The 21,567-nt window shown below is 74.9% G+C and carries 20 protein-coding genes and 1 pseudogene; 14 read left to right on the top strand and 7 right to left on the bottom strand.

All coding sequences use genetic code 11. The annotated features are described in order from the left end of the window. Positions 1–11: 11 nt before the first annotated feature. Entirely contained in the window at positions 12–905 is an 894-nt protein-coding gene (locus ACBI99_RS26815; RefSeq protein ID WP_219513797.1) for an SDR family oxidoreductase, read from the bottom strand. A gap of 312 nt (positions 906–1,217) precedes the next feature. On the opposite strand from ACBI99_RS26815, the gene ACBI99_RS26810 reads away from it, so the two are divergent. Further along, entirely contained in the window at positions 1,218–1,427 is a 210-nt protein-coding gene (locus ACBI99_RS26810; RefSeq protein ID WP_219513799.1) for a DUF3311 domain-containing protein, read from the top strand. Further along, positions 1,424–3,034, top strand: a complete 1,611-nt coding sequence (gene mctP / locus ACBI99_RS26805; protein WP_375073772.1) for a monocarboxylate uptake permease MctP — start codon at positions 1,424–1,426, stop codon at positions 3,032–3,034. Before ACBI99_RS26810 ends, mctP begins: the two co-directional genes overlap by 4 nt. Here mctP and ACBI99_RS26800 read toward each other — a convergent pair. Next, positions 3,003–6,275 carry a BTAD domain-containing putative transcriptional regulator gene (locus ACBI99_RS26800; protein ID WP_375073771.1) on the bottom strand — a complete coding sequence of 1,091 codons (3,273 nt, stop codon included), beginning with the start codon at positions 6,273–6,275 and terminating at the stop codon, positions 3,003–3,005. The genes mctP and ACBI99_RS26800 overlap by 32 nt on opposite strands. Before the next feature lie 126 nt (positions 6,276–6,401). Between ACBI99_RS26800 and ACBI99_RS26795 the strand changes: the two genes are divergently transcribed. After that, on the top strand, positions 6,402–7,937 hold the full coding sequence (locus ACBI99_RS26795) for an MFS transporter (protein WP_375073770.1): 1,536 nt from the start codon (positions 6,402–6,404) through the stop codon (positions 7,935–7,937). Positions 7,938–7,947: 10 nt separating this feature from the next. Here the strand turns inward: ACBI99_RS26795 and ACBI99_RS26790 are convergent, their stop codons facing one another. After that, positions 7,948–8,310: a DUF6285 domain-containing protein gene (locus ACBI99_RS26790; RefSeq protein WP_364179023.1), complete on the bottom strand. Its 363-nt coding sequence runs from the start codon at positions 8,308–8,310 to the stop codon at positions 7,948–7,950. Between the two features lie 61 nt (positions 8,311–8,371). Here ACBI99_RS26790 and ACBI99_RS26785 point away from each other — a divergent pair, with 61 nt between their 5' ends. From ACBI99_RS26785 to ACBI99_RS26750, 8 genes are read left to right on the top strand one after another with little or no spacing between them, the layout of a single operon-like run. Next, on the top strand, positions 8,372–9,565 hold the full coding sequence (locus tag ACBI99_RS26785; protein ID WP_219513814.1) for an acyl-CoA dehydrogenase family protein: 1,194 nt from the start codon (positions 8,372–8,374) through the stop codon (positions 9,563–9,565). Further along, positions 9,562–10,521, top strand: coding sequence for a phosphotransferase family protein (locus ACBI99_RS26780; protein WP_375073769.1), 960 nt, complete (start codon positions 9,562–9,564; stop codon positions 10,519–10,521). Before ACBI99_RS26785 ends, ACBI99_RS26780 begins: the two co-directional genes overlap by 4 nt. Before the next feature lie 31 nt (positions 10,522–10,552). Continuing rightward, positions 10,553–11,242 carry a class I SAM-dependent methyltransferase gene (locus ACBI99_RS26775; RefSeq protein WP_375073768.1) on the top strand — a complete coding sequence of 230 codons (690 nt, stop codon included), beginning with the start codon at positions 10,553–10,555 and terminating at the stop codon, positions 11,240–11,242. A gap of 25 nt (positions 11,243–11,267) precedes the next feature. Continuing rightward, positions 11,268–12,671: a dihydrolipoyl dehydrogenase family protein gene (locus ACBI99_RS26770; protein ID WP_375073767.1), complete on the top strand. Its 1,404-nt coding sequence runs from the start codon at positions 11,268–11,270 to the stop codon at positions 12,669–12,671. Positions 12,672–12,719: 48 nt separating this feature from the next. Then, a complete protein-coding gene (locus tag ACBI99_RS26765; protein ID WP_357591651.1) occupies positions 12,720–13,523 on the top strand; it encodes a hypothetical protein in 804 nt (267 codons plus the stop codon). Beyond that, positions 13,520–14,617: a hypothetical protein gene (locus ACBI99_RS26760; RefSeq protein WP_219513830.1), complete on the top strand. Its 1,098-nt coding sequence runs from the start codon at positions 13,520–13,522 to the stop codon at positions 14,615–14,617. The genes ACBI99_RS26765 and ACBI99_RS26760 overlap by 4 nt, the downstream gene beginning before the upstream one ends. Further along, entirely contained in the window at positions 14,614–16,041 is a 1,428-nt protein-coding gene (locus ACBI99_RS26755) for a hypothetical protein (RefSeq protein ID WP_219513832.1), read from the top strand. Before ACBI99_RS26760 ends, ACBI99_RS26755 begins: the two co-directional genes overlap by 4 nt. Continuing rightward, positions 16,038–17,330 (top strand): AAA family ATPase, encoded by a 1,293-nt coding sequence (locus ACBI99_RS26750; RefSeq protein WP_375073766.1) that lies wholly within the window; start codon positions 16,038–16,040, stop codon positions 17,328–17,330. The genes ACBI99_RS26755 and ACBI99_RS26750 overlap by 4 nt, the downstream gene beginning before the upstream one ends. Positions 17,331–17,347: 17 nt before the next feature. Here the strand turns inward: ACBI99_RS26750 and ACBI99_RS26745 are convergent, their stop codons facing one another. After that, positions 17,348–18,277: a GNAT family N-acetyltransferase gene (locus ACBI99_RS26745; protein WP_375073765.1), complete on the bottom strand. Its 930-nt coding sequence runs from the start codon at positions 18,275–18,277 to the stop codon at positions 17,348–17,350. Between the two features lie 66 nt (positions 18,278–18,343). On the opposite strand from ACBI99_RS26745, the gene ACBI99_RS26740 reads away from it, so the two are divergent. The 3 genes from ACBI99_RS26740 to ACBI99_RS26730 all read left to right on the top strand — a co-directional run bounded on the left by ACBI99_RS26740 (position 18,344) and on the right by ACBI99_RS26730 (position 19,837). Then, a complete protein-coding gene (locus tag ACBI99_RS26740) occupies positions 18,344–18,658 on the top strand; it encodes an STAS domain-containing protein (protein ID WP_219513838.1) in 315 nt (104 codons plus the stop codon). 83 nt (positions 18,659–18,741) lie between these two features. Continuing rightward, positions 18,742–19,293, top strand: coding sequence for a TetR/AcrR family transcriptional regulator (locus ACBI99_RS26735; RefSeq protein WP_219513840.1), 552 nt, complete (start codon positions 18,742–18,744; stop codon positions 19,291–19,293). A 115-nt stretch (positions 19,294–19,408) separates the two neighbouring features. Then, positions 19,409–19,837 (top strand): ATP-binding protein, encoded by a 429-nt coding sequence (locus ACBI99_RS26730; protein ID WP_219513846.1) that lies wholly within the window; start codon positions 19,409–19,411, stop codon positions 19,835–19,837. On the opposite strand, the gene ACBI99_RS26725 is transcribed toward ACBI99_RS26730, so the two are convergent. From ACBI99_RS26725 to ACBI99_RS26715, 3 genes and pseudogenes are all read right to left on the bottom strand, one after another. Then, a complete protein-coding gene (locus ACBI99_RS26725; RefSeq protein WP_281427400.1) occupies positions 19,832–19,966 on the bottom strand; it encodes a hypothetical protein in 135 nt (44 codons plus the stop codon). The two genes, ACBI99_RS26730 and ACBI99_RS26725, sit on opposite strands and share 6 nt — an antisense overlap. Before the next feature lie 79 nt (positions 19,967–20,045). After that, positions 20,046–20,993: a Ppx/GppA phosphatase family protein gene (locus tag ACBI99_RS26720; RefSeq protein WP_357591647.1), complete on the bottom strand. Its 948-nt coding sequence runs from the start codon at positions 20,991–20,993 to the stop codon at positions 20,046–20,048. 10 nt (positions 20,994–21,003) lie between these two features. Then, positions 21,004–21,567 (bottom strand): annotated as a pseudogene (locus ACBI99_RS26715) (hypothetical protein); the annotation flags it as partial.

Genomic DNA, 21,567 nt, shown 5'->3' with positions numbered 1-21,567 from the left:
GGGCAGGACCGCTACCGGTAGTCCTCGGGGGCCGCGTCCTTGCCGCCCTCGCGCACCTCGGCGATGTAGCGCCACACCTGCGGCCTGCTGCCGTCGACGTCGGTGAACCCGTACGCCAGCGCCAGCTCCTCGCTGGAGACCGACCGGCCCGACCAGCGGCCCCGGCCGGGGTCGGCGGCCAGCGCGGCGACCGCGCGGCCCGCGTACGCCGGAGTCTCCGACACCCCGAACGTGGGGTTGCCGGCGACGGCGTCGCGCCAGGTCTCCTCGGTGACGCCGAAGTTCTCCAGCATGGCCTCCGAGCGCAGGAAGCCGGGCGTGAGCGCCACCGCCGTGCCGCCGTGCGGGCGCAGCTCCTCGGCCTGCGCGTACGCCAGCCGGTTGACGGCCGTCTTCGCCAGGTCGTAGAAGATCGACTCGCGGTAGCGGGTGGCGTTGAAGTCGCTGGTGCCGTCGGTCACCTCCACGACCAGGCCGCCCTCGTTGCGGATGAGCAGCGGCAGCAGGTGGTGGCTGGTGATGAGGTGGGTGTCGACGGCCAGCCGGAGCAGGCGCAGGCCCTTGTCCAGGTCGTGCTCCCAGACGGGGGTGTGCCACTGCCACAGCGCGTCGGCGCCCCAGACGTCGTTGACGAGCACGTCCAGCCTGCCCTGCTCGCGGTCGATCCGCTCGGCCAGCGCCCTGACCTGGGCCGGGTCCAGATGGTCGACGCGGACCGGGATGCCGGTGCCGCCGGCGGCGCTCACCCGCTCGGCGGTCTCCTCGATGGTCTCCGGCCGGTTCATCTCCGAGCGTCCCTCGCGCGTGGACCTGCCGGTGCAGTAGACGGTCGCGCCTGCGGCGCCCAGTTCGACCGCGATGCCCCGTCCTGTGCCGCGGGTCGCGCCCGCCACCAAAGCAATCATGCGGCCACCCTGTTCCGGTAAGAGGACATCCCCTGTCATGTTTTCCCCGTTCGTCGCGGGGAGCCGACCATTCGCCGATCGGTGACCTGACCCGATTTCCGGGCGTGGTTAATGTGCCGGGCAGAGCCGCGGCACGGGCTTCGTCGCGGCCCGGTGGCGGCGGCCGGCCTAGACCCGGACTTTCTACGCTAAATCGTGATAAAGGTGACGTTGGGGTTAATATCCCCGCAGCGTTACTCTCCCACCACTGACCGCGAGTCACGGGCCCGGTCACCGCGCCCCTGGCTCCTGACGTGGACACGGGAGACACCGATGACCACCCCCCGAGACGCCGAGCCGCGGACCGACCGCAGCCCGTGGAACTGGCTGCTGTTCGTGCCGATCGTGCTGCCGCTGCTGACGTTCCTGTTCAACGCGGACGAGCCCCGCCTGCTCGGCTTCCCCCTGTTCTACTGGCTGCAGATCGCCTTCATCGCCGTCGGCGTCGGCTGCACCACGCTCGTCTACCGGATGACCAAGTGAGCGCGCACACGACCGAACTGGTCGTCTTCACGCTGCTGTTCCTGCTCGTGAGCGGCATGGGCTTCGTCGCCGCCCGATGGCGGCGGCCCGAGAGCATCGAGAGCCTCAACGAGTGGGGGCTGGGCGGGCGCAACTTCGGCACCTGGATCACCTGGTTCCTGGTGGGCGGCGACCTCTACACCGCCTACACGTTCGTGGCCGTGCCCGCGCTCATGTTCAGCGCCGGGGCGCTCGGCTTCTACGCGCTGCCGTACACCGTGGTGATCTACCCGCTGGTGTTCCTCGTGCTGGCGCGGATGTGGTCGGTGTCGCACGTGCACGGGTTCGTCACGCCGGCCGACTTCGTCCGGGCCCGGTTCGGCTCGCCGACGCTGGCGCTGCTCATCGCGATCACCGGCCTGGTGGCGACGATGCCGTACATCGCGCTGCAGCTCGTCGGCATCGAGGCGGTGCTCAAGACGATGGGCATCACCGGGCACCTGCCGATCATCATCGCGTTCGCCATCCTGGCGGCCTACACCTACCAGTCGGGGCTGCGCGCCCCGGCGCTGATCGCGTTCGTCAAGGACACGCTGATCTACGTGGTGATCCTGGCGGCCGTCATCTACATCCCGGCCAAGCTGGGCGGCTGGGGGTCGATCTTCGACGCCGCCGCGGCGAAGTTCGCCGCCACGCCCAACCCGGCGGACGGGATCACGCTGAACGCCTCCAACCAGCTCCAGTACATCACGCTGGCCTTCGGGTCGGCGCTGGCGCTGTTCCTGTACCCGCACAGCCTGACCGGCGCCCTGGCGTCAAGGAACCGGGCCGTGATCAAGCGCAACATGTCGGCGCTGCCCGCCTACAGCTTCCTGCTCGGCCTGATCGCGTTGCTCGGCTTCATGGCCATCGCCGCCGGGACCAAGCCGGTCGTGGGCGCCAACGGCAAGGCGGACACGAACACGATCGTGCCCGCGCTGTTCGACCAGATGTTCCCCGACTGGTTCGCGGGCGTCGCCTACGCCGCGATCGGCATCGGCGCGCTCGTGCCCGCCGCGATCATGTCGATCGCCGCGGCGAACCTGTTCACCCGCAACGTCTACCGCGAGTACCTGAACAAGAACGCCACCGACGCCCAGGAGGCCAAGGTCTCCAAGCTGGTGTCGCTGGTCGTCAAGGTGGGCGCGGTGCTGTGCATCCTGATGCTCGACCCGCAGTTCTCCATCGACCTGCAGCTCATCGGCGGCGTCATCATCCTGCAGACGCTGCCGTCGGTCGGGCTGGGCCTCTACACGCGCTGGTTCCACAAGGGCGGGCTGATCGCCGGGTGGGCGGCCGGGCTCGGCGCCGGCCTGTGGATGCTCTACCTGATCCCGAACCCGGCCAGCGGCAAGGCGCACTTCGGCGGATCGGCGTTCTCGCTGGGCAACCTCGGGTTCGACACCAAGATGACGATCTACGCGGGCTTCCTGGCGCTGGCCGTGAACCTGGTCGTGGCGGTGCTGGGGACGTACCTGTTCCGGGCGCTGAAGGTGGCCGACGGCAAGGACGCGACGGCCCGGAGAGACTACTTCGCCGACGAGGGCGACGCGAAGGTCAAGCCGATGGACCTGACCGGGACGCACTGACCCGGCGGCCGGCCCCGCGCTCGGGGACGGCGGCGGCGAGCGCCTCCTCGGGGGTCAGCTCGCCGCCGCGCCGGTGGGCGGCCCGGTAGGCGTCCTCGGGCAGGTGCCGGCGGATCGACGCGGTGATCCGGTCGACGTCGCCCCGCTCGGCGGGCGGCAGCGGCATCCCCACGGAGTCCCTGGCGGCGTGCGCGGCGCCGAGCAGCACGGCCGCGCCCGTGTGGCGTCCGGCGAGGGCCTGGGCCCCGGCCAGGCCCTCCAGGGCCAGCGCCAGGGCCCTGGGGTCGCCTGTGGCGCGGGCGGCGGCCCACCCGTCCAGGTGCAGGCGCAGGGCCCGCTCGGCGTCGCCGCGCAGCTCGGCGACGAAGCCGAGCTCGGCCAGGGCGAGGGCGCGGCCCGGCTCGAAGGCCATCGCGGCCTGCCAGGTCAGCACGTGGCGCATGTGGGTCTCGGCGGCGTCGAGCCGTCCCTCGCGGCGGGCGCCGAGGCCGAGCCCGACCTCGGCGTGGATCTCCCCGGGCTTGAAGCTGTGCTCGGCGGCCAGGCGCATCGCCCGCCGGTGGAGCTCCCGCGCCCTGGCGTGGTCCCCGGTGAGCATGGCGACGTTGCCCAGGCTGGTCAGCCGGTCCGCGGCCTCCGGCCACAGCCCGAGGTCCTCGGCCAGGCGCAGCCCTTCCCGGTGCAGGCGGGCCGCGTGCTCGTAGTCGCCCGCCATCTCGGCCAGCGCGGCGAGCGGTTCGGCGGTCTGCAGCCGCCCCCAGGCGTCGGCGAGCCCGGTGAACAGCTCCGCGCTGCGCCGCCCGTCGCGGGCCAGCCGGTCGAGGTCGCCGCGCACGTGCGCCTGGTTGGCCCGCACGCTCAGCGCCGCCGCGGTCCCCCAGGTGTCGCCCAGGGCGCCGAACTCCTCCAGCGCCCGGTCGACGAGCTCCTCGCTGGCGGCCTGGTCGCCGACCCCGAACAGGGCGAAGCCGAGGAACCACCGGGCTCTGGCCCGCTCGCCCGGGCCGGTCACGCCGCGCAGGAGCTCCGCGACGTCGCCGTACGGCATCCGCCCGGCGCCGTCGCCGACGAGGGCGGCGAAACCCGCCCGCCACGCCCGGGCCTGTGCACGGGGGGACGCCTCGGCGGCCGGGTCGCGGACGGGCAGGGCGAGCGCCGCGTCCAGGGACCGGCCGGCCGCCCGGAGCCTGCCGCGCAGGAACCAGTACCAGCTCAGCGCGTTGACCAGGGCGAGCGCGTCCCCGGCCGCGCCCCGGCGGACGGCGTCGTCGAGGACGCGCCCGAAGTTGGCGGCCTCCGCGTCCAGCAGGCGCAGCCCGCGCCCCTGCTCGGGGCCGTGCAGCAGCGGCGCGGTCAGGCGGGCCAGGCCGATGTGGTGGGCGCGGTGGCGCCCGCGTACGTCGTCCTCCTCGCCCGCCTCCCGCAGCCGGGCCAGGCCGTAGTCGGCGACCGATTCGAGCAGGCGGTAGCGGGGCCCGTCGGCGTGCTCGGTCATGATGACCAGCGAGCGGTCCACGAGGCGGGCGAGCAGGTCGAGCACGTCCTGCGCGGGCACGCCGGGACCGGCGCAGACGGCCTCGGCCGCCTCCAGCGTGCTGCCGTCGGCGTGCACGGCGAGCCGGCGCAGCACGGCGCGCTCGGGGCCGGTCAGCAGGTCCCAGCTCCAGTCGATCGTGGCCCGGAGCGTCTGCTGGCGGGGCGGCGCGCCCCGGTAGCCGGTGGCGAGCAGCCGGAAGCGGTCGTCGAGGCGGCTGATCAGCCCGCGCACGCCGAGGGCCCGGACCCGGGTGGCGGCCAGTTCGAGGGCGAGCGGGATGCCGTCGAGCCGGCGGCAGATCTCCGCCACGTCGCGGGCGTTGCCGGCGTCGAGCCTGAACCCGGGCGCCGCGGCGGCGGCCCGGGCGACGAACAGCTCGACGGCGCTGGAGCGCGCCAGCGTGCCGGGATCGGGCTCGGCGGCGGGTGCGGGCAGCTCCAGCGGCGGCACGGCCAGGACGACCTCGCCGGGGATGCCCAGCGGCTCCTGGCTGGTGGCCAGGACGCGCAGGCCGGGGGCGCGCCGGAGCAGCAGCGCGGTCAGCTCGGCGACCGCGCCGACGAGGTGCTCGCAGTTGTCGAGGAGCAGCAGCAGCCGCTTGCCGGCCAGTGTTCCGGCCAGGCCGAGCGCGGGCGGGGCGAGCTCGGCCGTGCCCGCGCCCTCGCGGACGCCCAGCGCGGTCATGACGGCCTCGGCAACCCGGGCCACGGCGTCCGGGCCGCCGTCAGGGGTCAGCGGGGCCAGCTCGACCAGCCAGGAGCCGTCGGGGAAGCCGCCGCCGAGCCGGGCCGCCGTCTCCAGCGCGAGCCTGGTCTTGCCGACGCCGCCGGACCCGGTCAGCGTCAGGAGCCGCGCGGCGGCCAGCACGGACGCCGCCTCGCGCACCGCGCCCTCGCGGCCGACGAGCTCGGTCAGCGGAGCGGGCAGGTTCGTGGCGGGGCGGCGGGCGGGGGCGGGCGACGGGTCGCGTTCCAGCAGGGTCCGGTGCAGGGCGGCGAGCTCGGGCCCGGGGTCCAGGCCCAGCTCGGCGGCGAGCCGGGTGCGCAGCTCCCCGTAGGCGGCCAGCGCCTCGCCCGTGCGCCCGGCGGCGTGCAGCGCGCGCAGGTGGAGGACGTGCACCCGCTCGCGCAGCGGGTGGCGGACGGCGAGCTCGTGCAGTTCCTCGGCAACCTCGAGGTGACGGCCCAGCCTGATCAGGGCGTCGGCGCGGGCCTCCAGGGCGGCCAGGCGGGCCTCCTCGAGCCGGGTGACGACCGGGCGGGCGAACGCGGCGTCCGCGTAGCCGGAGAACGCGGCGCCCCGCCACAGTGCGAGCGCGTCGGACAGCAGGCCCGCCCGGGCACCGGGGTCGTCGGTGGCGCGGGCGTGGGCGGTGAGCATCGCGAAGCGGCCCATGTCGACGTCCTCTGGGGCGGTGCGCAGCAGATAGCCGTCGTCGCGCCGCGCCAGGAGGTCGCGGCCGCCCTCCTCGGCGCTCTCCAGCGCCTTGCGCAGCTGCCAGATCCGCGTCTGCAGCGCGGCGGACGGGTCGCCGGGGGCCTCGCCGTCCGCCCACACCTCGCCGGCGAGCCGGTCCGCCGACACGGGACGGCCCTCGTACGCCAGCAGGACGGCCAGCAGCAGGCGGGTCTTGGGGCCGGGCACGGTGACCGGGCTGCCGTCCGCCCGCCACACGCCGAGCGGCCCCAGCACCCCGAATCGCATGAGATCCACGGTAGTGCAGCGCCGGGACGTGCCGGGAGCCGGCCGAGAGCGGGACGTGAGCCGGTCGAGAGCGCCCCGTCGCAGGCTGGGCGCGTACCCGCGATTCACGACCACGAAGGATCTTCCATGACGAGCGTGTCCCCCGTGTCCCCCGCCCCGGCGGACCTCAGGGCCGGGCCCCGGGAGTGGCTGGGGCTCTTCGTGCTCACGCTGCCCACCGTCCTGCTGGCCCTGGACGCGACCGTGCTGAACCTGGCGGTCCCCCACCTCGGCGCGGACCTGGAGCCCACCGGCGCCGAACTGCTGTGGGCGGTCGACGTCTACGGCTTCATGATCGCCGGTTTCCTGGTGACCATGGGCAGGCTCGGCGACCGGATCGGCCGCCGCAGGCTCCTGATGGCCGGGGCGCTCGGCTTCGGTCTCGCCTCGGCCCTGGCCGCCGTGTCCACCAGCCCGGAGATGCTGATCGCGGCCCGCGCGCTGCTCGGCATCGCCGGCGCGACGCTGATGCCCTCGACGCTGGCGCTGATCAGCACCATGTTCAAGGACCCCCGGCAGCGCGGGGTCGCCATCAGCGTGTGGGTGACCTGCTTCTCCGTCGGCGTCGCCGTCGGCCCGGTCCTGGGCGGGGCGCTGCTGGAGTGGTTCTGGTGGGGTTCGGTGTTCCTGCTCGCGCTGCCGGTGATGGCGCTGCTCCTGGTGGCGGCGCCGCTGCTGCTGCCCGAGTACCGGGACCCGGGGGCGGGCCGGCTCGACCTGGCCAGCGTGGTGCTGTCCCTGCTCACGGTGCTGCCGGTGATCTACGGGGTCAAGCGTCTGGCCGAGCACGGGCCCGGCCCGCTGGCGGCCGGGGCGGTCCTGGCCGGGGTGGTCTTCGGCGCGCTGTTCGTGCTGCGCCAGCGCCGGCTGGCCGATCCGCTGCTGGACCTGCGGCTGTTCGCGAACCGGGCGTTCAGCGCCGCGCTGCTGGTGCTGCTGCTCGGCCTCGGCCTGATGGGCGGGCTGTACCTGTTCGTCACGCAGTATCTCCAGCTCGTGGCGGGGCTGTCGCCGATCGTCGCGGGCCTGTGGCTGCTGCCCGCGGCCGTGGCGGTGACCGCGGCCTCCTCGCTGACGCCCGCACTCACCCGGCGGCTGCGTCCCGGGCACGTCCTCGGCGGCGCGCTGCTGCTCTCGGCGCCGGGGTACGTGATGATCAGCCAGGTCGGGACCGGCGACCTGCCGCTGCTGGTGACCGGGTTCGTGCTCGTCTACACCGGCATCGGGCCGCTGATGGCGCTCGGCACGGACCTGGTGGTCGGCTCGGCGCCGCCGGACCGGGCCGGGTCGGCCGCGGCGATGTCGGAGACGGGCATGGAGTTCGGCATCGCGCTGGGCGTCGCCGGGCTGGGCAGCGCCGTCACCGCCGTCTACCGGGGCGAGCTCGGCGGCACGCTGCCGGGGAACCTCCCGGGGCCGGTGGCCGAGACCGTGCGCGACACGCTCGCCGGCGCGGTGGCCGCGGACCTGCCGGGCCCGGTGGCCGCCCAGGTGCTGGAGCGGGCCCGGGAGGCGTTCACCGACGGGCTGAACCTGGCCGCCGGGGTCGCGGCCGCCGTCGTGACGGTGCTGGCGGTCGCCGCGGTCGCGCTGCTGCGGCAGCCGCCGCCGGGGCAGGGGTGACCGGCGTCGCTCAGCCGGCCGGGTAGCCGGGGTTGGCGACGTCCAGCTTGGCGCGCACCGCGCGGGTCAGGAGCTCGGTCAGCTCCGCCCGCCGGTCGTCGCCGTCGAAGCGGCCCTCCCGCACGGCCCGCGCCAGCTCGGCGTCGTCGCCCACGCCGAGCTCGGCCAGGCGGGCGGCGTGCTCGTCCGCCTGCGCCGGGCCCAGCAGCAGCTCACGCTCGACCATGGCGAGCACGTTGACCGCGACCCGCGCGTGGAAGCGCGTACGGCCCTCGACGGCGGGCAGCACGTCGGCGGTCAGGAACTCGCGCACGGCGGCGACCAGCTCGGCGGCCGAGGGGGCGTCGTGCGGGCCGCGCCCATCACCTGTCATGACCCGCATTCTCCCGGACCGGGCCGTTGACCCCGCAACCGTTTTCGGCTGGGATCGGGCCATGAGCTTCGCCGTACCCGACAGCGTCCGGCCGGTCCGCGACGCCGTCCACGCGTTCATGACCGAGCGGGTCGAGCCGTCGGAGCGGGTGCTGCACGAGGGCGGGGAGGCGGCCGCGGCGACCCTGCGCGAGCTGCGCGAGGAGGCCAAGAAGGAGGGCCTGTGGGCGCTCGGCCACCCGCGCGAGCTGGGCGGCGGCGGGCTGCCGTTCCTCGACTACGTGTACGTGAACGAGGTGCAGGGGCGCAGCGAGTTCGGGCAGCTCGTGCTGGGCTCGTACACCTTGCAGGACTCGCTGATGCTGCACGAGCACGCCTCGGCCGAGCAGCGGGAGCGCTACCTGATGCCGCTGGTGCGCGGCGACATCTCGCCCAGCTTCGCGATGACCGAGCCCGACGTGTCCAGCAGCGACCCCACGCAGATCATGACCACGGCGGTGCTCGACGGCGGCGAATGGGTGATCAACGGGCACAAGTGGTTCACCACCGGCGCCTCGCAGGCCGCGTACACGACCGTGATGTGCCGGACCGAGGACGACCAGGCGCCGCCGCACCTGGCCTTCTCCATGATCCTGGTGCCGACCGCGACGCCCGGCTACAACATCGTGCGCGAGACGCCGGTGCTGGGGCTCGGCGGGGCGCACTGCGAGGTGCGCTACGAGGACGTGCGGGTGCCGGCGGGCAACCTGCTCGGGGCCAGGGGGCAGGGGTTCGTGATCGCGCAGCGGCGGCTCGGGCCGGGGCGGATCTTCCACTGCATGCGGTGGCTCGGGCAGGCGCAGCGGGCCTTCGACCTGATGTGCCGCCGGCTGCACGAGCGGACCGCGTTCAGCGAGCCGCTGGCCAAGAAGCAGCTCATGCGCGAGCACGTCTTCGACTCCTACGCCGAGATCCAGGCGGCCCGGCTGCTCACCCTGCACGCGGCCGAGGTGGTCGACTCGGGGGGCGACGCGCGGGTGGAGATCGGCGCGATCAAGGTGGTGGGCGCCCGGATGCTGCACAACGTGATCGACCGGGCCATCCAGGTGCACGGGGCGGCGGGGCTCACGCCGGACACGCCGCTGGACCGGATGTACCGGCACGCGCGGGCCGGGCGGATCTACGACGGGCCGGACGAGGTGCACATCGACTCGGTGGGGCGGCGGGTGCTCGGCGTGTACGCGGCGGGCGGCACGTGGGAGTTCGGGCTCCGGTGACGGACGGCCGGGAGACGACCGGTCCCGGCGGCGTCGTCCGTGAGGTGTTCGGCGGCGCGGCGCGGGTGGTGGCGCGGGCGAGGCTGTCCGGCGGGGCGTCGCGGGAGACGTGGTCCGTGGACGTGGCCGACGCCGCCGGGCGGCGGCACGCGCTGGTGCTGCGGCTGGCCTCCGGTCCCGGACCGGAGGGCGGCCTGGGCGGCGAGCTGGAGGGCGGGCTGCGCGGGGAGGCGGAGCTGATGCGGCAGGCCGGCCGGGCCGGGGTGCCGGTGCCCGGCGTCGTCGCCGCCACGGACGCGTACCTGGTGATGACGCGCGTCGAGGGCGAGACGATCCCGCGCCGCATCCTGCGCGACGACCTCTACCGCGACGCCCGGTCCCGGCTGGCGGCGCAGTGCGGGCAGGCGCTGGCCGCGATCCACCGGATGCCGGTGCCCGGCGGCGAGGCGGCCGACCCGCTGCGCCGGTGGCGGGACCTGCTCGACCTCACCGGGCAGCCGCACCCGGTGTTCGAGCTGGCCTTCCGGCGGCTGGCGGGCACCCGTCCCGCCCCCGCCGGGCGCGTGCTGGTGCACGGCGACTTCCGCAACGGCAACCTGGTCGTCGGCCCCGAGGGGCTGCGGGCTGTGCTCGACTGGGAGCTCGCCCACGCCGGCGACCCCCTGGAGGACCTGGGCTGGCTGTGCGTCCGGGCGTGGCGGTTCGGGGCGGCGCCGCCGGTGGGCGGGTTCGGCCACTACGACGAGCTGATCGGCGCGTACGAGCGGGCGGGCGGGCGGCCCGTCGACCGGGACGCGCTGCGCTGGTGGGAGACGTTCGGGGTGCTGAAGTGGGGTGTCATCTGCGTGATGCAGGCGATGCGGCACCTGCGCGGCGGCGAGCGGTCGGTGGAGCTGGCGGCGATCGGGCGGCGCGTGTGCGAGAACGAGTGGGACCTTCTGCGGATGCTGGACTGACAGCCGTGAGGCGCTCGGTTAGCGTCGGATCATGGCGATCATTCCGAACAGCGGCACCGGAACCGGTTCGATCACCCCCGACGGCTCGCCCGTCTCCTTCTACCTGCTGATGGGCGCCAACGGCGAACCGGAGATCATCTCCGGGGTGGTGCCCTCCGGCGGGTCGGTCCTGGACCTGGGGGCGGGCGTCGGCCGGATCGCGCACCCGCTGATCGAGCTCGGCTACGAGGTCGTCGCGGTGGACGAGTCGGCCGAGATGCTGGCGCACGTGCGCGGCGCGCGGACCGTGCGCTCGCGCATTCAGGACCTGGATCTCGGGCGGCGCTTCGACGGCGTGCTGCTGGCCTCGCAGCTCGTGCACACCGCCGACGACCAGGACCGGCGGGGGCTGCTGGAGACGTGCGCGCGGCACGTGGCGCCCGGCGGGTCGGTGCTGATCCAGTGGACGCCGCCGGAGCGGCACGGCAAGGCGGCCGTCGGCCAGGGCCGCACCACGGACGGCGGCCTGCGGCTGGAGCTGGCGGCCCAGGAGGAGGTCGCGCCCGGCGTCGTCAACGCCACCATGCGCTACTCGCACGAGGGGCGCGTGTGGACGCAGTCGTTCACCTCCCGCCTGCTGACGGACGAGCGGCTGGGCGAGGCGCTGGCGGAGGCGGGGCTGCGGCTGGACCGGTTCCTCACCGAGGACCGGGCCTGGCTGAAGGCGGTGCCGGACGCCTGAAAGACTGGGCGCTCTGGAGGTGGTCATGTCCGAGGAGTACGACGTCATCGTGATCGGCGCCGGTCCGGCCGGCGAGAACGTGGCGGACCGGGCGGTGCGCGGCGGGCTGTCGGCGGCGATCGTGGAGGACCGGCTGGCGGGCGGTGAGTGCTCCTACTGGGCGTGCATCCCCAGCAAGGCGCTGCTGCGGCCGGTGGAGCTGGCCGGCGAGGCCGGGCGGGTGCCCGGCCTGACGCTGGGCCCGATCGACGCCGCCGCCGTGCTGGCGCGCCGTGACGAGGCGGTGTCCCGCTACGACGACTCCGGCCAGGTCGGCTGGATCGAGGGCCTGCCGGCCGCGTACGTGCGCGGGCGCGGCCGGCTCGACGGCCCCAAGCGGGTGCGGGTCGCCACGCCCGGCGGCGGGGAGCGGGTGCTGACCGCGCGGCACGCCGTGGTGCTGGCCACGGGCACGACGGCGTCGGTGCCGCCGGTGCCCGGCCTGCGCGAGGCGAAGCCGTGGACCAGCCACGAGGTGACCGCGGCCACGTCCGTGCCCGAGCGGCTGGTGGTCATCGGCGGCGGCGTGGTGGCGTGCGAGATGGCCCAGGCCATGCACGGGCTCGGCGCCCGCCGGACGACCGTGCTGGTGCGCGGCGGCTCGCTGCTGGAGCGGATGGAGCCGTTCGCCGGCGAGCTGGTGGCCGCGTCGTTCGCCGCGTCCGGCATCGACGTGCGCACCGGCGCCGAGGCGGCCCGGGTCGAGCGGCCGGTGCCGGGCGGCCCGGTGACCGTGCATCTGGCGGAAGGCCCGCCGCTGGAGGCCGACGAGCTGCTGGTGGCCACCGGCCGCCGGGCGGCGACCGCGGGGCTCGGGCTGGACAGCGTCGGGCTGGCCGACGGGCCGGTCGAGGTGGACGACAGCCTGCGGGTGCCCGGCCTGGACTGGCTGTACGCGGTCGGCGACGTCAACGGGCGCAACCTGCTCACCCACATGGGCAAGTACCAGGGCCGGGTGTGCGGTGACGTGATCGCCGCCCGCGCCAAGGGCGAGCCGGACGACCTGCCTTCGCTGCGGGCGAGCGCCGACGGCTTCGGGGCGCCGCAGGTAGTGTTCACCGATCCGCAGGTGTGCTCCGTCGGCCGGACCGAGGCCGCCGCCCGGCGTGACGGGTTCCGGGTGCGGGCGGTGGAGTACGACCTGGCCTCGGTCGCGGGCGCCTACCTGCTGGGCGACGGCTACCGGGGGCGGGCCAAGGCGGTCGTGGACGAGGACCGGCGGGTGCTGCTCGGCGTCACGTTCGCCGGGCCGGGCACGGCCGAGCTGCTGCACGCGGCGACGGTCGCGGTGACCGCCGAGGTGCCGCTGGAGCGGCTGTGGCACGCGGTGCCGTCGTTCCCGACGGTGAGCGAGGTGTGGTTGCGGCTGCTGGAGGCGTACGGCCTCTGATGTCCTGAAATTGCTGGAGATTACTGGAACTCTTGCTACAGTCGCGCCATGAGTGACCGGCTGGACGATCTCGAAAGGCGGATCGACGAGCTCCGGGCCGGTGTCCGTACGGCGATGCGCGTCCGGGACACGGCCACGGCGCGCGGGCTCCGCGCCGAGCTGCGTGCCGCCGAGCGCGCCTGGGACGCCCTGGTCAGCGCCCCCGGCGAGCCCGCGCGGAGCGGCCCGGCGAAGGGGCGCGGCGACGGGCTGCGGCTGGTCACCGTGCGCGAGCAGGTCCACCAGGCGCTGGCGCTGCTCGACGCGCCCGCGCAGCCGCGGCTCATCGTCACCGTGAGCCAGGCGTTCTTCGCCGGCACGATCCGCAGCGCCCAGCTCACCAGCCTGCGCCGCGACGAGGAGCGCTCGTTCCGCTCCTCGCCGTACGGCAGGCCGTACTACCTGTGCGCGGCCCTGACCGACCGCCTCTCCCCCGCGCGCGCCCTGCTCACGCTCAGCACCTGGCCGGTGGAGCGCCGGGTGGTCGGGCCGCTCAGCCCGAGGGTCGACTTCCTGACCGGCGCCGCCCGGATCGCCGCCCACCTGGCCGGGCTCGGCCAGGCGCCGCCGGAGGGCGAGCGGCTGCTGGCCAGGATGGCGCGCAACATCCCGGGCGCGGGCGGCGACGGGCTCGGCCCGCCCGACCCGGCGCGGGTGGCCGACGCGGCCCGGCGGGAGCTGGCCGTGCACGCCGAACGCGACGCGCTGGACCGGGCGGAGCTGGCCGGTCGCGCGACATCCCAGCTCGGTGACGTGGCAAGGCTGTTCGGCGCCGCTACGCTGAACACCGTCGCAAGATCAGGAGAACGATGAACCGGCTTGACGCGTTGCGCGGCACCACGCCGCCGAAGCCGCATGACGCGCGGGCGATCGCCGCGCTGGCGGCCAACCCCGGCTGCACCCGCCGGGCGCTGATGGACGGCGCCGGGATCGACAAGGGCGCCGCCGCCCGCCACCTGGGCTTCCCCGCGCCGTTCGGGCAGTCGCCGTTCGCGATCACGCGCGGCAACGCGTTCGAGGCGCTGGTGAAGGCCGACGGGTGCGCCGAGCTGCTGCGGATGCTGCGCGAGCTGCTCGGCCTGCCGATCGCCGAGGTGGCCTACCACGACGTGGAGAACGTCGGCGCGCACCTGCGCCACACCCACACGCGCGCGCTGATCGACCGCGCGGTGCGCGAGGAGGACGCGGGCACCGTCTACGACCATCCGCTGTTCACACTGGAGATCGCCGGGCACACCGCCTACCTGGAGCCGGACGTGGTGGCCTTCCAGCTCGGCGGGCGCTTCCACATCGTGGAGATCAAGTCGTTCGCGGTGATCGACGGGCAGGCCGACCCGGCGGCGGCCGCGGCGGCGGCCCGGCAGGCGGCCGTCTACGTGCTGGCGCTGCGCGGGCTGCTGGAGGAGCTGGGGCACGACCCGCTGCGGGTCTCGCACGAGGTGGTGCTGGTCTGCCCGGAGAACTTCGCCAACCGGCCGGTGGCGACGCTGGTGGACGTGCGCCGCCAGCTCGCGGTGCTGCGCCGCCAGCTCGCCCGCATGACGGACCTGGACCGGCTGATCGACGCGCTGCCCGACGGGCTCACGTTCGACCTGATGCCGGACGAGGACGGGCTGCCGTCGCGGCCGGTGGCCGAGCTGGCCGACGCGGTGCGCGGGGCGGCGGCCCGCTACGCGCCCGACTGCCTGTCCACCTGCGACCTGTGCTTCTTCTGCCGGGACGAGGCCCGTCAGGAGGGCGCCTCCGACCTGCTGGGCCGGCACGTCCGCGACGAGCTCGGCGGCGTCGCCTCGGTGGGCGAGGCGCTGGCGCTGGCCGACGGGGCGCGCGCCCCGGCCGAGGGCCAGGAGGAGATCGCCCGCCTGCTGCGCGGCGCCGAGCGGCTGCGCAGGGAGTGCCTGACGTGAGCCTGCTCACCTCGCTGGCCCGGCTGCGGGCCGTGGAAGCGGGCCGGGCGCAGCCGATCGCGACCGTGCGCCACTGCCACCTGTCCGAGCGGCCGATGGTGTTCATCCCGCTGAAGCTCGCCGGGGAGGCCGCCGCGCCGCTGGCCGCCATGCTCGGCACCGACCGGGACGCGCCGCGGCTGCTGGTGGTGACCCAGCCGCGCAACCGCGACCTGCGTTTCGCCTGGGCCGCCGAGCTGGCCGGGGTGCTGGTGCCGTACGTGGAGAGCTTCCTCGGCAGCACGGAGACGGTCGAGCGCCGCAACGCCGACCCGTACGAGCGGGCGCTGGACGCGCCGCAGCTGCTGCTGCCGAACCGGGCGGGCGTGGCGTTCACCCGGCTGCTGGGCCGCTCCACCCGCTTCCGCCGCACCGACGGACCCTACCCGGTGCCGCAGGGGGTGCCGCTGCTGGGCCGGTGGCTGACGTACTTCGCCGAGCGGGCCGCGTACCCGGGCTCGTCGCTGGCGATGGCCGCGACGGAGGAGCTGGCCCGCCACTGGGCGAGCGGGCAGAGCGCGCTGGAGGACGCCAACCTGGCGGCGCTGGTCGCCTGGATCACCACCGGGCCGTCGGACGAGGCGGAGGACCCGCTGGTCTGGCCGCCGGCCGGCCCGGCGACCGACCCCGGGTTCGACGCCGAGGTGCTGGCGCCGGCGATGGAGAGCGAGTCCGCCGAGCGCGTCACCGAGGCGCTGCGCACGCAGCTCGCCCCCACCTGGCGGCTCATGTGGCAGGCGGTCGACCTGCTGCGCGCGCTGGAGCCCGGCGCGGGCGTCGCCCAGCGGTGGGAGCAGGACCGGGCCTCGTTCAGCGGCATGGCGGCGCAGATCGAGGAGGGCGCGCCGCCGCAGGCGCGGCGCGACGGCGCGGTGGCCGCCGCCGCCCGCCTGGCGCGCATGGAACGCGCCCAGGCGGCCTACGACGTGCAGCGCGCCTACGACGACCCGCTCGTCATGGCCGAATACCGGCTGACCGGTGAGGCGTTCGCGGGCGAGGTCGTCGAGACCGTCCCGGACAACACCGAGGGCGAGGGCCGCTCGCGCAAGCTGCGCCCGCTCGTGGTGGTCAAGACCGACGATCCGGTACGGATCCCGCCCGGCACGTCGCTGGGCACGCCGCAGCGGCGCGGGCAGGGCGCGGAGCTGGTGTCGGCGGACGGCGGCTTGGTCACCCTCAAGATCACCAAGGGCATGGGGCGGGGCCGGACGCCGACGCCCGGCGCGGTGCCCGAGCCCGGCGAGCGGGTCTGCTACACCTCGCTCACCGACGACTTCCAGGGCGCGCCCGCGCTGCCGGAGGCCGAGGCCACGCCGTGGACCCACGGCGGCCCGCCGCCCGCCTACGTGCCCGCCGACGAGGACGCCGTGGAGGAATGGTCATGACGCAGGCCGCTCCCGAGCTCACGCCCGAGCAGGTCATCACGGCCGTGCTCGCCGACCTGCCGCGCCACCGGGGCGTGGTGGTCGACTCGCCGCCGGGCGCGGGCAAGTCCACCCTCGTCGTACGGGCCGCCGCGCACATCGCCGCGACCGGCGAGCCGCTGATGATCGTCGCGCAGACCAACGAGCAGGTCGACGACCTGGTGACCCGGCTGTGCGACAAGCACCCGCACCTGACCGTCGGCCGGCTGTCGGCGGGCGGCTACGTGACCCCGGCGCGGCTGCTCGACCTGCCCGGCGTCACCGTCGGCACCCGCGTGCAGGACCTGGGCGACCCGGACATCATCATCGCCACCGCCGACAAGTGGGCGTGGATCGCGGGCCGGACCTGGCCGTGGGCGATCGTCGACGAGGCGTACCAGATGCGCTCGGACAAGCTGCTGCGCATCGCCGCCCTGTTCGACCGGGCGCTGTTCGTGGGCGACCCGGGGCAGCTCGACCCGTTCTCCGTCGTCGACGGCGACCGGTGGTCGGGGCTGTCGTGGGACCCGCTGCAGAGCGCAGTGTCGGTGCTGCTGCGGCACAACCCCGACCTGCCGGTGCACCGGCTGCCGGTGTCGTGGCGGCTGCCCGCGTCGGCGGCGCCGGTGGTGTCGCGGGCGTTCTACCCGTTCACCGGGTTCCGCTCCGGCACCGGGCCGGGCGAGCGGCGGCTGGAGCTGACCACCGGCGGCATGGGCACCGTGCACGACCGGGCGCTGGAGGAGGCCGCCCGCTCCGGGTGGGCGCTGCTGGAGCTGCCGAACCGGCACACCGTGCGCACCGACGGCGAGGCCGTCGAGGCGGTGGCGTTGCTGGCGGCCCGGCTGCTGCAGCGCGGCGCGGTGGCGGGCTCGGAGCAGGGCGAGCGGCCGGTGACCGCCGACCGGATCGCGGTCGGCGCGGCGCACCGCGACCAGGTGGCGGCGATCCGCGCGGCCGGGCTGCCACCGGAGATCACCGTCGACACCGCCAACCGGCTGCAGGGCCGCGAGTACGACGTGACGATCGTGCTGCACCCGCTGTCGGGGCGGCGCGACGCCACCGCGTTCCACCTGGAGTCGGGGCGGCTGTGCGTGCTGGCGTCGCGGCACCGGCACGCCTGCGTGGTCGTGGCCAGGGCGGGCATCGCCGAGCTGCTCGACGCCCATCCGTCGGCCGAGCCGGTGCGGCTGGGGGCGCCGGTGAAGTTCCCCGACGGCTGGGAGGCCAACCAGGCGGTGCTGGACCACCTGGCGCGGCACCGGGTCTGACCGCCTTCACACGACGTTCAGACGGTGCGCCGCCACATGTCGATGATCAGGACGGGGCGCATGCCGGCCGACTCGTACAGGCCCAGGGCGGGCGTGGTGTTGTTGGAGTCGACGTGCAGGATCGTGCCCTTGCGCCCGCGGGCGGCGTCGGCGGCGAAGGCGTGCCGCAGCAGGAACCGGCCCAGGCCGCGGCCCCGGAAGGCGGGCAGCACCGCGAGCAGGGCGACGTAGCCGCAGCCCTCGTCGGCGGCGAACTGGTCGTTGCCGAGGCAGACGGCGGCGGGCTCGCCGCCGACGCTGGCGAGCGTGAGCTGGCTCCAGTCGGTGGTGGCGTGCGCCTGGCGGCGCTCGTACCACTGGTCGTAGCCGGTGGGGGTGAAGCCGTAGTGGCCGGCGAAGCCGTCCTGGTGGACGCGGTGGGCCCGGCGGCGGACGTCGTCGCTCTCCCCCGTCTCCAGGGTGACGCCGGCGGGCACGGGCGGCGGCTCGACCGGGCCGTCGAAGTCGGCGCGCATGCGGTAGAAGCTGGTGCCGGGCTCGAAGCCGTAGCCCTGGACGAGCGCCCGCTGGGGCTGGTCGGTGCGGTAGACGCCGACGGAGGCGGAGGCCGTCGCGTGGCCGCGGGCGCGGCCCAGCTCGGCGGCGCGGCCGAGCACCAGCGGCCACAGCCGCTCGGCGAGCCCGGTCACGCCGGGGCGGACGACCACCTCGACGTCGACCACGTCGCCGTCGCCGGGCGCGCACGCCCACGCCCAGCCGTCCAGGCCCCCGTCGGCGTCGCGGGCCAGCCAGCCGTCCGCCTCCAGGTCTAAGGCGGGCTCGGCGAGCTCGCCCCGGACGTCGTCGAGCGTCAGGTCGGGGACGCCGAGCACCGCCACGTCGCGCGCGGCGACGAGCTCGTGGATGGCGGCGGCGTCCTCGGGACGCGGCCGGCTGAGGGTGTGCATGCGGTGATTCTGCACAAGTCGCGTGCCGCCCGCCTCCCAATTTTGTCGCGGGTCTAATCTGGAAGGATGTCCGAGAAGACACCGCTGACCGTGGACGTCGTCGCGCTCGACGCGACGGCGACGCGGGTGGCGCTCAGCGGCGAGCTCGACCACGACACCGCCGGCGAGCTGGCCGAGCTGCCCGACGGCTGGCAGCGCCTCGATCTGGACCTGTCGGGGCTGACGTTCGTCGACTCCTCCGGGCTGGCCGCGCTGGTGCGGCTGTGGCAGCGGGCCGGCGCCAGCGGCGCCGAGCTGCGCCTGGTCGCGGTGACGCCCTACCTGCGCGGGCTGCTCAAGATGACGGCGCTGGACCGGCTGTTCGGCCTGCCGCCCGGCTGACCGATCTTCCTTACTTGCCGACCGGCTAGTTGGGCTCCTAAACTGGGACCCCAACACCCCCGTACAGTCAAGACAGGTGCGTTTTGCGGGAAGACACCCGGTCCCGGATCCAGGAGATCGCGCTCGGCCTCTTCATCGAGCAGGGCTACGAGGCGACCTCGCTGCGGGAGATCGCCGAACGGCTCGGCGTCACCAAGGCCGCCCTCTACTACCACTTCAAGACCAAGGACGACATCGTCGCCAGCCTGGCCGAACTGCGCGTGGCCGAGCTGGAGGAGCTGCTGGAGTGGGCCAGGGCGCAGCCGAAGACCCCGCAGATGCGGCGCGAGCTGGTGCTGCGCTACGCCGACCGGCTGCGCCACCCGCGCTACCTGGAGGTCGCCCGGTTCCTGGAGCGCAACCAGACCGCGCTGCGCGACCACCCGAAGATCCTGCGGCTGCGCGAGGTGCTGCTGGAGATGGTCGCGGCGATGAGCGAGCCGGGCACCCCGGCGGTCACCCGGGTCAGCCGGTCGATGGCGCTGTTCACGCTGCACGCGCCCAAGTGGATCCGGCACGACGACACGCTGAGCGAGGAGGAGGCCGCCGCGGCCTCGCTGGAGGTGGCGCTGCGACTGCTGGAACCGGCCGACTGACGAACGGGTTTTCCGGCCCCGAGCAGGGAGTCGCCGCCTGACCCGGCAGGGGGCGCGGATTGGGCCGCCGGATCACGGGCAGAGGGCTTCCACGGTCGAGACGGGAGGAGACGCCGTGGAGGCGACGATAGCGCTCCGGCTGCCGAGGGACGCGGCCAGCGTTCCGCTGATCAGGCGGCTGTTCGACGGCACGCTACGGTCGCTGGGCGTCGAGCCGCAGATCCGCGACGACATCGAGCTCATGCTCTCCGAGGCGTGCTCCAACGTGATCAGGCACGCGGAGCCGAGCGAGGAGTACACGGTCACCGCGGGCGTGCGCGACGACCTGTGCGTGATCCGGGTGATCGACACCGGCGACGGCTTCGACCCCGAGGCGGTACGGCCCCCGAAACCGGGCGCGGAGCACGGCCGGGGGCTGCAGATCATGCGGGCGCTGGCCGACGACGTGCGGTTCGTCAACAAGCCGGAGGACGGCGCCGTGGTGTGCCTGGAGAAGAGGCTGCGCTACAGCCCGGGGGCGGCGGGGCAGTTCCTGGCGTCATGACTCCCTGGCGGTCAGGCTCGCCAGCAGCGCCAGCCAGACGAGCACGACCACCGAGATGAGGATCACGGCCAGGAACGACAGGGAGAGGGCGATCGCCAGGGACGCGACCGCGCTGAGCAGTGACCACATCTGGCAACGATTGCCCGCATAACACCATTTGATGCAGTTCAGCGCGGCCAGTTGGTCGTTATATGACGATATTTCGCCCTTACTCGGTGGTGTCGAGGCGGCCGGGCAGCAGGTCGAGCCGGCGCAGTATGACCCCCTCGCGCAACGCCCACGGGCACACCTCCAGCCGCTCCACCTCGAACAGGTCCATCACCGCGTCGGCGACGATCGCGCCCGCCGCGAGCTGCATGGCCCGCCCCTCCGACACCCCCGACAGCTCCGCGCGCTCCGCCGAGCCCATCGTGGTCAGCTTGACCGCCCAGTCGGCCATGTCCTGCCGGGACAGCGAACGCGACACGTACACGCCCTCGCTGCTGGGAGCCGCGCCGGCGATCCTGGCGAGCTGCTTGAACGTCTTGGAGGTGGCCACCGCCCGGTTGGGCTCGCCGAAGCGGACCACGTCGCCGACCGTGCGGGCGATCTCGGCCCGTACGTGGCGGCGCAGCGCGCGCACCTCGTCGGCGCCGGGCGGGTCGGCGCTCAGCCGGTCGCGCGTCAGCCGCCCCGCGCCGAGCGGCAGCGACACGGCCACGTCCGGCTCCTCGTCGACGCCGCAGGCGATCTCCAGCGAGCCGCCGCCGATGTCGAAGGCCAGCAGCCGGCCCGACGACCAGCCGAACCAGCGCCGCACCGCCAGGAACGTCAGCCTCGCCTCGTCGCGGCCCGACAGCACCTCGATGTGCACGCCGCAGCGCGCGTCGATCTCGGCCAGCACCTGATCGCCGTTGGCCGCCTCGCGCACGGCGGAGGTGGCGAAGGCCACCAGGTCCTCCACGCCCTTGTCCTCGGCCAGCCGGACGGCCTCCGCCACGAACGCGCCCAGCCGCTCGACGCCCTCCCCCGACAGGTGGTTGCGCTCGTCGAGGTGCTCGGTCAGGCGCAGCTCCTCCTTGTGGGAGAAGGCGGGAATCGGCCGGGCGCCCCGGTGGGCGTCCACGACGAGAAGATGGACGGTGTTCGAGCCGATGTCCAGCACGCCGAGTCGCATGGCACGAACGCTACAGGTCCCCTTGTCGCACGGCGAAGCGGAGCCCGGTGTGGTCGAACGAGGCGGGCAGCGCGCCCTCCAGGCGCACCGAGGCGAACACCTCCCGCTCGCGCAGGAACGCGCCCAGCAGGCTCGACGCCGTGAACAGCACCAGGTCGCGGCCCGCGCACCGGGCGAACCCGGCGCTGAACGGCACCCCGGTGCGCGCGTCGCCGCCCGCCCACGCGCCGCCGCCGTCCAGCGGCTCGCCGTCGTCCCAGGCGTCGTCGCCGGTCCACAGGCCGGGGCGGTAGTGGTCGCCTGCCTCGGCGCGGTTCACGTACGGGCTGTAGATCGCCACGAGGCTGCCTTCGGGGACGCCCCACTCGGTGGGGCCGGTCGTGTCGCGCAGGATCGCCAGCGTGGTGGGCCACAACCGCACCGACTCCAACACCGCCGCCCGCACCCCCGCCCCGTCGACCCCGGACGGGCCTGGGTGGGTGGCGGCCCCGTCCGCGGCGGCCCCGTCCCTGGCGGCGGTCCCTTCTCCGGGAGTCCCGGGTGGGGCTGGGTGGGGGGGTGTGCTGGGTGGGCC

Source organism: Nonomuraea sp. ATR24, assembly GCF_041950485.1.
GTDB classification, from domain to species: domain Bacteria; phylum Actinomycetota; class Actinomycetes; order Streptosporangiales; family Streptosporangiaceae; genus Nonomuraea; species Nonomuraea ceibae.
This window is presented reverse-complemented; position numbering and strand designations above follow the sequence as displayed.